General features: G+C 67.6%; 18 protein-coding genes. 10 read left to right on the forward strand and 8 right to left on the reverse strand.

The window, feature by feature from the left end:
* Positions 1–10: 10 nt before the first annotated feature.
* On the forward strand, positions 11–835 hold the full coding sequence (locus tag OG609_RS20285; protein ID WP_327274103.1) for a hypothetical protein: 825 nt from the start codon (positions 11–13) through the stop codon (positions 833–835).
* Positions 836–927: 92 nt separating this feature from the next.
* Here the strand turns inward: OG609_RS20285 and thiC are convergent, their stop codons facing one another.
* Positions 928–2742, reverse strand: a complete 1815-nt coding sequence (gene thiC, locus OG609_RS20290) for a phosphomethylpyrimidine synthase ThiC (RefSeq protein ID WP_327274104.1) — start codon at positions 2740–2742, stop codon at positions 928–930.
* Positions 2743–2938: 196 nt separating this feature from the next.
* On the opposite strand from thiC, the gene OG609_RS20295 reads away from it, so the two are divergent.
* Positions 2939–4261: a YibE/F family protein gene (locus OG609_RS20295; RefSeq protein WP_327274105.1), complete on the forward strand. Its 1323-nt coding sequence runs from the start codon at positions 2939–2941 to the stop codon at positions 4259–4261.
* An 80-nt stretch (positions 4262–4341) separates the two neighbouring features.
* On the opposite strand, the gene OG609_RS20300 is transcribed toward OG609_RS20295, so the two are convergent.
* The 4 genes from OG609_RS20300 to OG609_RS20315 all read right to left on the reverse strand — a co-directional run bounded on the left by OG609_RS20300 (position 4342) and on the right by OG609_RS20315 (position 6581).
* Positions 4342–4779, reverse strand: coding sequence for an SsgA family sporulation/cell division regulator (locus tag OG609_RS20300; protein WP_093895105.1), 438 nt, complete (start codon positions 4777–4779; stop codon positions 4342–4344).
* Positions 4780–4880: 101 nt separating this feature from the next.
* A complete protein-coding gene (locus OG609_RS20305) occupies positions 4881–5651 on the reverse strand; it encodes an IclR family transcriptional regulator (protein WP_327274106.1) in 771 nt (256 codons plus the stop codon).
* A gap of 243 nt (positions 5652–5894) precedes the next feature.
* A complete protein-coding gene (locus tag OG609_RS20310) occupies positions 5895–6107 on the reverse strand; it encodes a DUF5326 family protein (protein WP_093895169.1) in 213 nt (70 codons plus the stop codon).
* A 156-nt stretch (positions 6108–6263) separates the two neighbouring features.
* A complete protein-coding gene (locus tag OG609_RS20315) occupies positions 6264–6581 on the reverse strand; it encodes a cupin domain-containing protein (protein ID WP_327274107.1) in 318 nt (105 codons plus the stop codon).
* Between the two features lie 68 nt (positions 6582–6649).
* Between OG609_RS20315 and OG609_RS20320 the strand changes: the two genes are divergently transcribed.
* From OG609_RS20320 to OG609_RS20335, 4 genes are all read left to right on the forward strand, one after another.
* Positions 6650–7027, forward strand: a complete 378-nt coding sequence (locus OG609_RS20320; protein WP_327274108.1) for a phage holin family protein — start codon at positions 6650–6652, stop codon at positions 7025–7027.
* 67 nt (positions 7028–7094) lie between these two features.
* Positions 7095–8225, forward strand: coding sequence for a cystathionine gamma-lyase (locus OG609_RS20325; RefSeq protein WP_327274109.1), 1131 nt, complete (start codon positions 7095–7097; stop codon positions 8223–8225).
* Between the two features lie 193 nt (positions 8226–8418).
* Positions 8419–9315 (forward strand): LysR family transcriptional regulator, encoded by an 897-nt coding sequence (locus OG609_RS20330; RefSeq protein ID WP_327274110.1) that lies wholly within the window; start codon positions 8419–8421, stop codon positions 9313–9315.
* A gap of 63 nt (positions 9316–9378) precedes the next feature.
* Positions 9379–9858, forward strand: a complete 480-nt coding sequence (locus OG609_RS20335) for an NUDIX domain-containing protein (protein WP_266359763.1) — start codon at positions 9379–9381, stop codon at positions 9856–9858.
* Positions 9859–9932: 74 nt separating this feature from the next.
* Here the strand turns inward: OG609_RS20335 and OG609_RS20340 are convergent, their stop codons facing one another.
* Positions 9933–10361 (reverse strand): hypothetical protein, encoded by a 429-nt coding sequence (locus tag OG609_RS20340; protein WP_327274112.1) that lies wholly within the window; start codon positions 10359–10361, stop codon positions 9933–9935.
* Positions 10362–10664: 303 nt separating this feature from the next.
* On the opposite strand from OG609_RS20340, the gene OG609_RS20345 reads away from it, so the two are divergent.
* Positions 10665–11192 carry a DUF2269 domain-containing protein gene (locus tag OG609_RS20345; RefSeq protein ID WP_327274113.1) on the forward strand — a complete coding sequence of 176 codons (528 nt, stop codon included), beginning with the start codon at positions 10665–10667 and terminating at the stop codon, positions 11190–11192.
* A 5-nt stretch (positions 11193–11197) separates the two neighbouring features.
* Complete coding sequence (locus OG609_RS20350; RefSeq protein WP_327274114.1) at positions 11198–12067, forward strand: GNAT family N-acetyltransferase; 870 nt, start codon at positions 11198–11200, stop codon at positions 12065–12067.
* Positions 12068–12111: 44 nt separating this feature from the next.
* Here the strand turns inward: OG609_RS20350 and OG609_RS20355 are convergent, their stop codons facing one another.
* Both OG609_RS20355 and OG609_RS20360 read right to left on the reverse strand, forming a co-directional pair.
* A complete protein-coding gene (locus OG609_RS20355) occupies positions 12112–12537 on the reverse strand; it encodes a GlcG/HbpS family heme-binding protein (RefSeq protein ID WP_327274115.1) in 426 nt (141 codons plus the stop codon).
* A gap of 57 nt (positions 12538–12594) precedes the next feature.
* On the reverse strand, positions 12595–13809 hold the full coding sequence (locus tag OG609_RS20360; RefSeq protein ID WP_327274116.1) for an MFS transporter: 1215 nt from the start codon (positions 13807–13809) through the stop codon (positions 12595–12597).
* A 142-nt stretch (positions 13810–13951) separates the two neighbouring features.
* Here OG609_RS20360 and OG609_RS20365 point away from each other — a divergent pair, with 142 nt between their 5' ends.
* Both OG609_RS20365 and OG609_RS20370 read left to right on the forward strand, forming a co-directional pair.
* Positions 13952–14419 carry a MarR family winged helix-turn-helix transcriptional regulator gene (locus OG609_RS20365; RefSeq protein WP_327274117.1) on the forward strand — a complete coding sequence of 156 codons (468 nt, stop codon included), beginning with the start codon at positions 13952–13954 and terminating at the stop codon, positions 14417–14419.
* Between the two features lie 83 nt (positions 14420–14502).
* Positions 14503–14955 (forward strand): GNAT family N-acetyltransferase, encoded by a 453-nt coding sequence (locus OG609_RS20370; RefSeq protein ID WP_327274118.1) that lies wholly within the window; start codon positions 14503–14505, stop codon positions 14953–14955.
* Positions 14956–15005: the final 50 nt, after the last annotated feature.

Consider the following 15005-nt stretch of genomic DNA (forward strand, 5'->3'; position numbering starts at 1 on the left):
GCATCGGGGGATGCACATGAACAGCGCTCCGCACCTGCTGGCCGAGGACCGCCCCGAGTACGAGCGGATCCTCGACGACGCACTGCGTCACGCCCATGAACGACCGGATCTGGCCGCGGTCGGCGAGCGGCTCAATGCCGTACAGCTGCGCACCATGGCACTGGACGCCACGGCGCTGATCACCGCGACGGCCGCCACCGAGTACGAGCACTATGTGAAGGCCCGCGAAGAGCTGCGCGGACCGGCCGAAGGAGCAGGCCAGGATTCGGGCCCCGGGTCCGGCACCGACGGCCCGAACCAGTCGGGCGCCGGCATAGGAGCCGTCGTCACGGTCCTGGCGCCCGTGCTGGCCGGCACGGCCGCGTTCATATTCCTGCTGTCCGGCTATCTGCTGGGGCTGCTCAATCCGCCGCCGTCCTTCGCCTCCACCATGGTCGCCGCGGGCTGGTTCTTCGCGGCGGTCATGGCCGCCGCCATCCTGGCCGCCGCCGTCGGACTGCTCATCACCGCGCTGCGCAACGGGTCGACGTCGCAACCCGCCGAGGATGCCGAGAACGAGTTGCCGGAGGATGTGGCGCGCGCCAGAGAGGCATGGCGCCACGCACTGCTGGAGCGCGGAATACTGCCGTTCCTGCGGGACGCGCTCGCCGACCCCGACGCCGGCCCCGCATCGCGCACACCGCATCGTTCGGCGAACCGCATCCCGAAGATCGGCTACAGCCGGCCGGACTTCACCAGCCCGGACGACGGCCCGGCGGCGGGCCCCCGCCCGACATTCACCAGCCCGGACTTCACCAGCCCCGACTTCGGCGGCCCCGAGCACGAGGTGGACTGACCGGGTCCGGGCACCGGGCCCGTACCGACGACGGGACGCCACCCCAAGAAGCCCTGGCCTCTCGGGACGGTGTCCCGTTGTGCGCGTCCCGCTCAGTCCGCGATCGGCAGATAAACCCGGTTGCCGGCCGCCGAGAACTCCTTGGACTTCTCCGCCATGCCCGCGTCGATCTCCTCCTGGGAACCGCCGTGTTCACGACGGATGTCCTGGGAGATCTTCATCGAGCAGAACTTCGGGCCGCACATCGAGCAGAAGTGCGCCGTCTTCGCCGGCTCGGCCGGCAGCGTCTCGTCGTGGAACTCGCGAGCCGTGACCGGGTCGAGGGCCAGATTGAACTGGTCCTCCCAGCGGAATTCGAAGCGGGCGTCGGAGAGCGCGTCGTCCCAGTCCTGCGCCCCCGGGTGCCCCTTGGCGAGGTCCGCCGCATGGGCCGCGATCTTGTACGTGATGACGCCGGTCTTCACATCGTCCCGGTTGGGCAGGCCGAGGTGCTCCTTGGGCGTGACGTAGCAGAGCATCGCCGTGCCCCACCAGGCGATCATCGCCGCACCGATGCCCGAGGTGATGTGGTCGTACGCCGGGGCGACATCGGTGGTCAGCGGGCCGAGCGTGTAGAACGGCGCCTCCTCACAGATCTCCTGCTGCAGGTCGATGTTCTCCTTGATCTTGTGCATCGGGACATGGCCCGGGCCCTCGATCATGGTCTGGACGCCGAACCGCTTGGCGATCGTGTTCAGCTCACCGAGCGTGCGCAGTTCGGCGAACTGGGCCTCGTCGTTGGCGTCAGCGATCGAGCCGGGACGCAGCCCGTCGCCCAGCGAGTATGTGACGTCGTACGTGGCGAGGATCTCGCAGAGCTCCTCGAAGTGCTCGTACAGGAACGACTCCTTGTGATGCGCGAGGCACCAAGCCGCCATGATCGAGCCGCCGCGGGAGACGATGCCGGTCTTGCGGCGGGCGGTCAGCGGGACGTACGGCAGGCGCACGCCGGCGTGGACCGTCATGTAGTCGACGCCCTGCTCGGCCTGCTCGATGACGGTGTCCTTGTAGATCTCCCAGGTCAGCTCCTCGGCCCGCCCGTCGACCTTTTCGAGAGCCTGGTAGAGGGGAACGGTGCCGATCGGCACGGGGGAGTTGCGCAGAACCCACTCACGGGTGGTGTGAATGTTGCGGCCGGTGGAAAGGTCCATGACCGTGTCGGCGCCCCAGCGCGTCGCCCATGTCATCTTCTCCACCTCCTCCTCGATGGAGGACGTCACCGCGGAGTTGCCGATGTTGGCATTGACCTTCACCAGGAACCGCTTGCCGATGATCATCGGCTCGATCTCGGGGTGGTTGACGTTGGCCGGCAGCACGGCCCGGCCCGCGGCGATCTCCTCGCGCACCACCTCGGGTTCGACGTTCTCCCGGATTGCCACGTACTCCATCTCCGGGGTGATCTCGCCCCGGCGGGCGTACGCGAGCTGGGTCACCGGCTGCCCGTCCCGGCTTCGGCGAGGCAGGCGCGGGCGGCCTGGGAAGACCGCGTCAAGGTTGCGCAGCCCTTCCCCAAGCTCTCGGCTTCGCTCGAGCAGGGGAGACCCCATTCGCGGCGAGGTGTGCTTGAGCCCGTCGTCCTCGGGGCGGGCAGGGCGGCCGGGGTACTCCTCGGTGTCGCCGCGCGCGATGATCCAGCTCTCCCGCAACGGTGCGAGCCCGCGACGGACATCGGTCTCGGCCGTGGGATCGGTGTACGGGCCCGACGTGTCGTACAGCGTCACGTCCTTGCCGTTGGTGAGGTGCACCTGACGGACCGGCACCCGGAGGTCCGGGCGTGAACCCTGGACGTATCCCTTGTGCCAGCCGATGGACTTCCCGGCCTCGTCGCTCTGGTTCGAGGCAGGCGTGCGTGCGTCCGATGTGGTCATGAGACCTACTCCCTACGCCGGCATTACCCGGTAACAGGTTCGGCGGTCGGCGCAGCCTCTCCCGTACGAATGTACGGATATCAGCGCCCTCTCAGCCCGGTGCTCCGAGCTCCCGCGTGTGCAAAGGTTCCTCCACGCTAGCGCCCTGTCCGGCGTAATGAACAGAGGGCCCTACTCCTCTTGCGATGATCGGCCGGTGACGTCCCCCCATACCGACCCCGAACCGCAGGGCCATCAGCACGGCCACTCACACAGCCATGGCCCTGCCGAGCCCGTCTCCAAACATCTGCGCAAGGTCATCGCGGCCGTGCTGATCCCGTTCGCCACCGCGGTCGTCGTCGGCCTGGCGGTGCTCTGGCCGGGCGGCGCGCCCCCGCACGAGCGGACCGGTGTCGGCTTCGACCGGCAGACCCAGCAGGGAAAGGTGGTGAATATCGACAAGGTGGACTGCAAGGACGTGAACGCCGCCCAGACACCCATCAGCGGCGAGACCACCCCGCCGTCGGGCAGCGGGCCCGGGCTGTGCGAGAAGGCCACCATCGAGGTGACGACCGGTCACGACAAGGGTCGGACCTTCGTCGAGATCGTCCAGCCGGACGCACCCCGTCAGTTGCGCGAAGGGCAGGGCGTGGTCGTGGCGTACGCCCCCGACGCACCCCATGATCTGCAGTACTCGGTGACGGATGTGAACCGGAAGTTCCCGATGACGCTGCTGGCCGGGATCTTCGCCCTGGTCGTGATCGCGGTGGGCAGGATGCGTGGGGTGATGGCACTGGTCGCGCTCGCCGTGTCGTTCGCCGTGCTGACCCTGTTCATCCTCCCGGCCATCCTCCAAGGCTCGAATCCACTGCTCGTCGCGGTGGTCGGGGCCAGTGCGATCATGCTGATCGCGCTCTACATGTGCCACGGCCTGACCGCCCGCACGTCGGTCGCGGTGATCGGCACACTGATCTCACTGCTGCTGATCGGGCTGCTCGGGTCGCTCTTCATCGGCTGGGCAAGCCTGACCGGCAACACCGACGACAGCACCGGCCTCATCCACGGCCTGTACCCGCACATCGACATGAGCGGCCTGCTGCTGGCCGGTGTCATCATCGGCTCGCTCGGGGTGCTCGACGATGTGACGGTCACCCAGACATCGGCGGTCTGGGAGCTGCACCAGGCGAACCCGACGATGGGTGCTCGGGGGCTCTACCGGGCAGGGATCAGGATCGGGCGCGATCACATCGCCTCGGTCGTCAATACGCTGGTGCTCGCCTACGCGGGCGCCGCACTGCCGCTGCTGCTGCTGTTCTCGATCGCCCAGAGCAGCGTGGGGACGGTGGCCAACAGCGAGCTGGTGGCGGAGGAAATCGTACGAACGCTGGTCGGTTCGATCGGACTGGTCGCCGCGGTGCCGGTGACGACGGTGCTCGCGGCGCTGGTCGTCTCCGCGGACCGCACAGGGGTCGGCGCGGAAGCCGGAGCTTCGGCACCCGTACGGACCGGGAAGGGCCGTCGTCGTAGGACCAAGCCTTGAACGCCTCGTCACGGAGAGCGATTCACCCATTCGGCAGGTGTTGCGTTCGACCGGCGGGCCGGTCGGCGGCGCCGTCCTCCTCAGCCGGCGTTCTGTTCCTCGGCGAGGATCCGGCCCAGGGCCTCTTCCAGGTTGCCCTCGAAGTCACCCAGCGTGCACTCCTGCCCGAGCGGCACGAGTTTGTCCGTCCGGTCGAGAAATGCCACAAGCGGTGCCGTACCGGCCCTGAAGAGGGCGCGATCCGTGCCCACCTGAAGTCGGATATGTACATCGGACAGCCCCTCGGGCTCCGTGGGCCCGATATGCACATCACCGTCGCCACTGGGGCTGTTGAGGCCGTCGAGCAGCAGCTCACGGCCGAATGCCCAGGTGACGGGGGCGTCGCCGGGCAGATGGAAGGTCATCCGGATCGCATACGGATCGCACACTTCGTACCGGAGCTCCACCGGGATCCGGAAAGAGAGCTCCTCGGATACGAGGAAGCTCATCATGACCTCAGCTTGAACCGACTCGCGCATCGTCCAACCCCGCAGTAGATGAATCTGGCCAGGAATGATCCCCCATGGCCCTATTGACGCCATCGTGGTGCACGCGATAGCAGATCACAAGGAGTGATTTTTCAGATACTGATAGAGAACACGAACGAGCGCAAGAGGCTGGCCACTTCGCCACGTAGTTGTTCGACTGCGGGGAGCAACCGATCTTCCTGCTCCAGGGGTACCGAAATCGCCATCGCGGCGGCAGTGAATCCGGCTGTGATCGGGATGGCTGCGCAGACCGTCCCCAAGGCGTACTCCTGTCGCTCGATGACAGGTTCCATTCGTTCCAACGACCGCAATCGTGCAAGAAACGCCGGGCGGTCCCTCACCGAGTAGCGGGTCAGCGGCCGCACAGGGTGACGGTCCAGATGGTCCTCGCGGGCCTTCTCGTCGAGCTGGCTCAGCAGACACTGACCGATCGCATGGGCGTGCCCGGTCTCCCGGAAGGATGCCCACTCGTCCACCGCGGGTGTGGCGGGGGTGTCGGCGACCGCGATGAGTTCGATCTCACCCTCACGGTAGACGGCGCAGTACACCGGTGCGCCGATGGTGTCGCGCCAGCGGCTCAGCAACTCGGTCATTCTGCTGCGACGATTCTGCAGCGAACCCTCGTCGACCAGGCGCTCGGCGGCGGTCCCGAAGAGGAACACGCCGTTCTCCCGGCGCAGATAGCCCTCATGGGTCAGGGTGCGCAGCAGATGGTAGGCAGTGGGAAGGGGAAGGCCCGCTTCCCTGGCCAACTGTTTCGCGGGCGCCCCGTCTCGATGGGCGCCCACAGCCTCCAGCAGCCTCAGCGCTCGCTGGACCGAACCGATCAGCGTCGGGACAGCAGCGCTCGATGCCGTGGTCAACGGTCACCCCCAGGCGTGGTGACGGGCGGTCAGCCCGCCTGTGGGGGCCGCCCCCACAGACCGCCGCATGACTGGGGTCCGGAGGACGAACGCCGTACAAACCACTGGTCAGGGTGGCAACGGACAGTAAATTCCCAGGTGGTGGCAGCGGACTGCCACCATATCGGCCGCATCCGCAAGGGGTGTCGTTTCGTCTTGCACTTAGCTCAGCTGGGCTAATCCCCCGGCCGGCTTCCGATCGTGCTACCAGTCGCTGCGCGAGGAAGAGGACGACATGAACTTGCGTACGACGAAAACGAGTCCGCCGACCAGGATCACGAAGACCAGAACCTTGAAGAGCAGACCGATCACGAACCCGACCACGCTGGCGATCAGACCGCCGAACACGACGATCGCGATGACCGGCACCGCGATCCACTTCACCCACCAGGGCATCCCCGCGAATATCTCCCGCACGGCCATCGTCCTTGCCTCGTCTCTGTGAGTTCCTGTTTCGATACCTCGATGCTAGAGGCGCAAAGGGGGCCGGCGTGGGTTCCACAGCCCTTGAAGTCCCCTGATCGACCCCTTAGGGATCCCTGAGACCGGAGCCCGGTCCTCCGTAGGAGCGGCTCAGCTTTCCGGCGGGGAGAAGACCACCATGACCCGCAGGTCCTCGGTGATGTGGTGGAACTTGTGGGCAACACCGGCGGGTACATACACCACGCTCCCTCTGCCCACCTGCGTGGTTTCCATGCCGACCGTGATCGAGGCGCGGCCGCTGACGATGAAGTAGACCTCGTCCTCCTTGTGCGGCTGCTGCGGGTCGAGTTCGCCGGCATCCAGTGCGTACAGGCCGACGGACATGTTCCGTTCCTTCACGAACTGCAGATACGCACCGTCGTTGGCAGCCCGTTCCGTTTCCAGTTCGTCCAGTCTGAATGCCTTCATGGCCCGTCCGCCCCTTGCCTCTGTCCTGCCGGTGTCCGCCACCGATCATGTCTGCCACGATCAGACACATGAAGAATTTCGTAGTCAAGACGATCGCCAACGCAGGTGCGCTGGCCGTGGCCATCTGGCTGCTCCAGGACATCACGCTGAACGGCGGCAGCACCGGGCGCAAGGCGCTCACGCTGATCGTGGTCGCCCTGCTCTTCGGCCTGGTGAACTTTGTTGTCAAGCCGATTGTGAAGCTGCTCACCCTGCCGCTCTTCATCCTCACGCTGGGGCTTATCACCCTGGTCGTCAACGCGCTCATGCTCATGCTGACCTCGTGGCTGGCCGGTCAGTTCAATCTGAGCTTCCATGTCCACGGCTTCTGGACCGCCGTGCTCGGCGGTCTGATCATCTCGATCGTGTCGTGGGCGCTGAACGTAGTCCTGCCCGACGAGGACTGACCCGACAACTACAGAAACAGTGCAGGTCGGACCGGTGGCACACCGGGGAGAGAAGTAAGGAAACGGTATGAGCACCATGGGTGACGGAACCCGGGCGGTACGGGCCGGGCTGCCCGAACCGGAGCAGTTCGAGCCCACTCTGCCCGGACCGGTCTTCGCCGCGCACTTCCATCTCTCCGGTGAACCGACCGGTCCGTACACCTACGGCCGGGACACCAATCCGACCTGGACGCATCTGGAACGCGCCATCGGCGAGCTGGAGGCGCCGGGGGAGCCGGTCGAGACCACGGTCTTCGCCTCCGGGATGGCGGCGATCTCGGCCGTGCTGCTGTCCCAGGCACGCACCGGCGATGTGGTCGTGCTGCCCGATGACGGATATCAGGCGCTGCCGCTGGTGCGTGAACAGCTGGAGGCGTACGGCGTCGAGGTCCGGACCGCGCCGACCGGCGGCGATGCCCAACTGGCGGTCCTCGAAGGAGCCAAGCTGCTGTGGATCGAGACCCCGTCCAATCCTGGGCTCGATGTCTGCGACGTACGCCGGCTCGTCGAGGCCGCACACGCGGTCGGCGCTCTGGTGGCTGTCGACAACACCCTCGCCACACCGCTCGGCCAGCGCCCGCTGGAGCTGGGGGCCGACTTCTCTGTGGCCAGTGACACCAAGGGCATGACCGGGCACGGAGACATCCTGCTCGGCCATGTGACCTGCCGCGATCCCGAGCTGGCAGCGGGTGTTCGGCGCTGGCGCAAGGTCGTCGGCGCGATTCCGGGACCGATGGAGGCCTGGCTCGCGCACCGTTCGCTGGCCACGCTGGAACTGCGGATCGACCGGCAGTGCGCCACCGCCCTGACGCTGGCCGAGGCACTGGGCAAGCGCCAGGAGGTGACCGGGCTGCGGTACCCCGGCCTGCCCACCGACCCTTCGTATCCGAACGCCGTATGTCAGATGAGGCGCTTCGGCTCCGTGGTTTCGTTCGTACTGCCCGACCGCGAGCGGGCCGAGCGCTTCCTGACCGAGCTGCGGCTGGTCGACGACGCGACGAGTTTCGGCGGCGTGCGCTCCACCGCCGAGCGGCGGGCACGCTGGGGCGGTGACGCCGTACCGGAGGGTTTCATCCGTTTCTCGGTCGGCGCCGAGAGCTCGGACGACCTGGTGGCCGACGTGGAGCGGGCACTGGACGCGGCGCTGGGCGAGAGCTGATCCAACCGGTGGTGCGGACGGTCCGAGCCTCCCCCCTCGTGGCTCGGACCGTCCCGGTTCCGGACGTGAAGAACCGCCTGAACAAGGCTAATTGACTCTCCGTCAGTGTCCAATCACGGTAGCGACAGCGACCTATCGACATATTTATAGTTGTACGGGTCCGAAGCGGCGCGAGGGTGGGAGGGGGCAGGACATGGACCTGGCCCTGCTGCGCACATTCGTCACGGTGCACCGGGCCGGTTCCTTCACCAGGGCCGCTGCGCTGCTCGGCCTCTCCCAGCCCGCGGTCACCTCGCAGATCCGCACCTTGGAGCGGCAGCTGGGCCGCCCGCTCTTCCTGCGCAGGGCCCGTGGCGTGACCCCGACGACCATCGGCGACGAACTCGCGCACCGGGCGGCGCCCCATCTGGACGCGCTGATCGAGATCGCCGAGACCGAGCTCGACGAGGAGTCGGGCGTACGGACACTGCATCTGGCCGGGCCACCCGAGTTCACGTCGATACGCGCCCTGCCGGCGCTCACCCCTCTCATCGCCCAGGGCCTGGCTCTGCGCAGTTCGTTCTTCACCAGCGCCGAGGAGACGCTGGAGGGACTGGCCGCCGGACATCATGATCTGGCCATTGCGACGGCCCGTCCGCGCGGTGGGCTGCTCACCGCGACTCCACTCTGCGACGAAGAACATGTGCTGATCGCCGCGCCGCGCTGGGCCGGGCGCCTGGGGCCCGGGACCTTGCGGCACAAGGGGCCCGTGATGCTGGACCAGCTGCCGGTCGTGGAGGTGCACGAGAGCCTGCCGCTCGTCTCCCGCTACTGGGCCGCCGTCTTCGACAGCCGGCCTGCCGCTGCGGGAGCCGTCATCGCGCCGGATCTCCGGGCGGTCCTGGAGTGCACGGCAGCGGGCGCCGGACTCGCCGTGCTGCCGCGCTATCTGTGCGAGGGGGCGCTGGAACGGGGCGAGGTGGTGGCGCTCCTCGACCCTCCCGTTCCTCCGCTGCGCACCTATTTCGTGGCTGTGCGGACCGGCACGCTCGCGCTGCCGCACATCGCGCGGGCGCACGAGTGGCTGCTGCGCGCTGCCGCCGACTGGTGAGCGCAGAGCGGTCCGGCGCGGGCCAGGTGTTTCAGAACCGGTTCCGTGGGCCACTCTCTTGCCATGACCGAACGTCCTGTGGTCAAGCGCACCGCACGTGCCATCCTGCTCGACGGCAACGACCTCATCCTCATCAAGCGCACCAAGCCCGGGGTGGATCCGTACTGGCTCACGCCGGGTGGCGGGGTCGAACCCGAGGACGCAACCGTCGTCGACGCCCTGCACCGTGAGGTGGACGAGGAGCTCGGCGCCAAGATCACCGATGTGGTTCCCTGCTTCGTCGACACCGTGGAGCACATCGAGGGCGGCGGAGTGAAGGGCGTCAAAGTGCAGCACTTCTTCGTCTGCCGGCTGGAGTCGATGGACCTGTCCCGACGCCACGGCCCCGAGATCGAGGATCCTTGCGGGGAGTACGACGTCGTACGGGTGCCGTTCAGCCGGATGGGGATCGCTGCCGTTCATCTCGTACCGCTGTCGCTGCGGCACTACCTGGACGGCAATATCGAGGGCGTACGGGCGATGCACGCGCCCGACCTGGGCTGACCGACCGCCGCTTGCGGATCAGGGCTGACAGTCGCCTCTTCCTGGGACAGCGCTGACGGCTGCCGCTCCCGGGTTCAGTCGGGACCGGTGGTCGCGAGTTCCTCGGCGGAGTCGTGCCGGATGCGCTCGGCCGGCATGCCGATGCACCTGACCGCGTCCACGCTGCTGCGGATCATGCCGGGCGGGCCCGAGAGACAGGCGTCGTACTCGTGCCATGGGCCGCGTCGGCGCACGGCCTCGGGCAACAGCCCCTTCAGACCCCCCTTCGGTCCCGGGCCGGTGGAGACCACCGGCCGCACCTCGAGCCAGGGATAGGTCTTCTGGAGCCGCATCATCGTGTCGATGTCGTACAGGTCGTGATCGCTGCGTGCCCCGTAGAAGGCCTCCACGGGACGCCGGTCGCCATGTTCCGCAACGTCCTCGACCAGCGCCTTGATGGGCCCGATGCCCGTGCCGCCGCCCAGGCAGAGCAGACCGGTGTGGGTGGAGTGGTCGACCGTCATCGAGCCCGTGGGTGGGCCAAGGCGCAGGATGTCGCCGGGCCGGGCCCGGTGCACCAGGGCGTTGGAGACCCAGCCGACCGGAACTGCCTTGATGTGGAAGGTGAGCAGACCGTCCCGGCGAGGCGTCGAGACGAAGGAATTCGGTGCGGGAGCACCAACCGACCTAGCCGAAAGGAGTGCACACCAACTCACCTCACCGGCACGGCCGCAGAACGGTGGACGCTGCTGTACGCCGAGGCGAGTACACGCAGTTACTCCCGCTGTCAGACGCCCGATTACCCCATTCCCGGCACCGTGTTTCACGTGAAACCACTCAAACGCTCCGCTCGCCGCAGCCTTCTCGTCGCGCATGTCGCGGTATCCGTGAGCTGGCTGGGACTGACTGTCGGGCTACTGACGCTCGGGATCACGGCCTTCCTCACCGGCGACCCCGCCACCGCGCAGGCCGCCACCCGCGCTATGAAGATTTTCGGAGACTGGCTGGTCATCCCGGTCGCCCTGCTCTCCCTGCTCAGCGGCCTCGTCCTGGCTCTCCGTACGCCTTGGGGACTGGCCAGGCACCGGTGGGTCTGGACAAAGTTCTGGCTCACCCTGGTCACTGCGGCACTGTCGATCTTCTCGTTGCGCCCCGGCATCAACGAGGCGGCGGCGCGTGGCGCTGTCGGTATCAACCTGGTGGTCGCTCCGTCGGTGGCGACGGCAACGTATCTGTTCATCACCGCGGTATCAGTGCTGAAGCCCTGGGGATTGACCCAGCGCGGCCGACGGCTGCGCATCCTGGCCGGAGCCCGTAAAGGAGTGGACGAGCAATCACCACATCGGACAGCCTGACCTTCATGCTCACCCCGCTGCCCCGTCCGCTCGCCGAATTGCCTGTCCGGCGTCTCACCCTGGGTGACCTGGTCGCCTGCGCCGATCTCTGCGAGGACCGCGGATGGCCACGCGATGAGCACAGATGGGGTCTGCTCCTGGCCGCAGGTACGGGCTATGGCATGGACGATCCCGGAGGCAAAGGCCTGATGGCCGCTTGTGTAGTGACCTCCTACGGTCCACGACTGGCTGCCATCGGCATGCTGCTCGTCGCCGAGCGATATGCACGACAGGGAGTCGCCCGCCATCTGATGCGCCATGTGATCGACGAGGCCGCAGGCACCCCGCTCAGCCTGTACGCGACATCCGCGGGACAACCGCTCTACGAACAGCTCGGCTTCGCGGTCGTGGGCCGCGTCGAGCGGGTCACTGGGTTCTTCCGGCCGACCGGCGACAGAGCGTCCGCTGTGACCGTGCGCCCGGCCACGGCGGAGGACCTGCAAGCCATGGTCCGGCTGGACACGGACGTCTTCGGCTCCGACCGGACACATGTCCTCGCCCGGCTGCCCGCGTATGCCGACCACATCCGGGTCGCGGAGGACGACGGAAAGCTCGTCGGTTACGCAGCAACCTGGCCGAGCGCTCATACGCATGTGGTCGGCCCGCTCATCGCGCCCGACACCGACACCGCTCAGGCACTCGTCGCATCGCTCGCAGAGGCGACGGATCTACCGTTGCGCGCGGACATCGACGCGCGCCATGCGGAGCTGCTCGACTGGTTCGAGGAGCGCGGTCTGCAAAGAGGCTCCAAAACCACGCTGATGACTTATGGAACCTCGGACCTGCCGGGCGACTGGACCCGTCGCTACGCTCCGCTGACCGTAGCGACGGGCTGACCCACGCGGCTTTGAACTGACACCGAGCGTGGGCGGTGCGAGCGTCAGGCGAGAGCCTTCACCGCAGCCGTCGCGAAGCCGTGGTCCTGGTCGGGAGCGCCTCCGCCGACGCCGATGGCGCCGATGAGCCGACCGTCGCGGTGGACCGGGACACCACCGGCTATGAAGAGCAGCGGACGGTCGAGGGCGGTCGGCAGGGTATGGAAGAGCCCGCCCGGCTGGACCGCGTCGACGAGGTCGGCGGTGGGGGCGTTGAGCTGAAGGGCCGTGTATGCCTTGCGGGTGCTGGTCTCACCGGCGATGAGAACGGCCCTGTCGTCCCGCCGGAAGGCCAGCAGATGGCCGCCGGCGTCGAGGATCGTGACAGCAACGGCGACACCGGCGGCTTCGGCGGCGCCGCGGGCCGCTTCGATGAGCGCTTCGGCGTCCGGGGTGGTCAGCGGGGCAACGGCGACAGTGGTGGTGCTCATGGGGGTGTCTCCTTGGTGCGATGTGGTGCTGTGTGTGAGGTGAGTGGTGTGAGGGGGTCAACGCTGGGGCGCGGGGGTCGCGAGCGGTTCAGGACTGTGCTGGGCGACGAGTCGGCCCCGGGCGACCTTGCTGCGGCGTTCCAGAGCGCCGGAGACGACCGCAAGAACCAGGGCGGAGGCGGCCAGGGCGGCGCCGACCCAGTTGGGTGCGGTGTAGCCGAGGCCGGCTGCGATGACCAGGCCACCGAGCCATGCCGACAGCGCGTTGCCGAGGTTGAAGGCACCGATGTTGACGGCGGAGGCGAGGGTCGGAGCACCGGCTGCCTGGTCGAGCACCCGCTTCTGCAGCGGCGGCACTGTGGCGAAGCCCAGGCCCCCGATCAGCACGATGGTGACGGCCGCTGCGATCTTGTTGTGGGCGGTCAGGGTGAACAGGGCCAGAACCACGGCGAGGGCACCGAGCGACATGTACAGCATCGGCATCAGATGGCGGTCGGCGAACTTGCCGCCGAGCAGATTGCCGCCCACCATGCCCAGACCGAAGAGGACGAGGAGCCAGGTGACGCAAGACGCGGAGTATCCGGCGATCTCGGTCATCATCGGGGTGATGTAGGTGATCGCGGCGAAGACTCCGCCGAAGCCGAGCACGGTCATCGCCATGGCGAGCAGGACCTGCACATTGCGGAACGCTGCCAGCTCGTGGCGGAGCCGTACACCCTCGGGGCGGGGCTGTTCGGGGACGAGCCTGGCCACACCTAGGAGGCCGATGACACCGAGCGCGGCGACGACGAAGAATGTGGTCCGCCAGCCGACGCTCTGTCCGATGTAGGTGCCCAGCGGTACGCCGATGACATTGGCGATGGTGAGGCCCGTGAACATCATGGCGATCGCACCGGCCTTCTTCTGCGGGGCGACCAGATCGGCCGCCACGACCGATCCGATGCCGAAGAAGGCGCCGTGGGCGAGAGAGGCGATCACGCGGCCGGCGACCATCACACCGAAGACCGGGGCGACGGCGGAGACCACGTTGCCCACGACGAACAGCCCCATCAGCAGCATGAGCATGCGCTTACGGGTGACGCGGGTGCCGAGGACCGTCATCAGCGGTGCGCCGAGGACGACACCGAGGGCGTATCCCGTGACGAGGAATCCTGCGGTCGGGATCGAGACCTGGAAGTCCGCAGCAACCTCGGGGAGCAATCCCATGATCACGAACTCGGTGGTTCCGATACCGAAAGCCCCAATGGCGAGGGCGAGGAGCGCGAGCGGCATGGGTTTCACCTTCCCTGACGATTGCATCTGCGCCTTACGAGCGTCCACAATAATTACAAGCGCTGGCTAATTGCAAACGCGGGCTATTGCGGACGTCGCCTATCCTGGACGCAAGCAGCTCCGAGAAGGAGAAGAGAGACCCATGACAGCTACAGACCCCGCACTGACCGCCCTCTCCCAGGGCTGGTGCGCCCTCTCCTTGCTTCACGGGAGGATTGAGGCCCGTATCGAGCGGGCGCTGCAGGCCGGGCACGGTCTCAGCATGCGGGAGTACTCCCTGCTCGACGTCCTGAGCAGGCAGCACAACGGCCCCGGCGGCCATCTCCAGATGAAACAGGTCGCGGACGCCGTCGTGCTCAGCCAGAGCGCCACCACCCGCCTGGTCACCCGCCTCGAGGACCGCGGACTACTGACCCGGTATCTCTGCGACACCGATCGCCGCGGCATCTACACCGATGTCACCGAGGCCGGCCTCACCCTGCTCGCCGAGGCCCGGCCGACCAATGACACCGCGCTGCGCGCCGCACTCGACGAAGCCGCCAAGAATCCCGAGCTGGCCCCACTCGTCAGGGCGGTCGAAGAGCTCAAGGCCCCCGCACAGGTCGCGTGAGCCGCCGCGCATGCGCTGAGAGCCCCCCGAGCAGGCCGGGTGATTCCCCGCGCCGTCCACGTGATCTGCGTACTCTGCCGATCATGAGCGATCTGGAAATACGCCCCGCGGCCCTCGCCGACATCCCCGCGATCGTGGCCATGCTCGCCGACGATCCGCTGGGTGCAGAACGTGAGTCGCCGGACGACCTCACCCCTTACCGCGCCGCATTCCGGCGGCTGGCCGACGACCCGAACCAGCACGTGGTCGTCGCCGTGCGAGAGGGCCGCGTCGTCGGAACCCTGCAGCTGACGGTGATCCCTGGACTCTCCCGGCGCGGCTCGACCCGCTCGGTCATCGAAGGCGTCCGTATCCACGCCGCCGAGCGCGGCAGCGGCCTCGGCACCCAACTGATCGAATGGGCCGTGGACGAATCCCGGCGCCAGGGCTGCCAGTTGGTCCAGTTGACGTCCGATGCGACCCGGACCGATGCTCATCGTTTCTACGAGCAGCTGGGTTTCGCCGCCAGCCACGTGGGCTTCAAGCTCGCACTCTGACCCCGTCCGAAGTCCGAGGGCTTGCCTGTGCTGCACCGCATCAGTGACGG

The organism is Streptomyces sp. NBC_01224, from assembly GCF_036002945.1.
GTDB lineage: Bacteria > Actinomycetota > Actinomycetes > Streptomycetales > Streptomycetaceae > Streptomyces.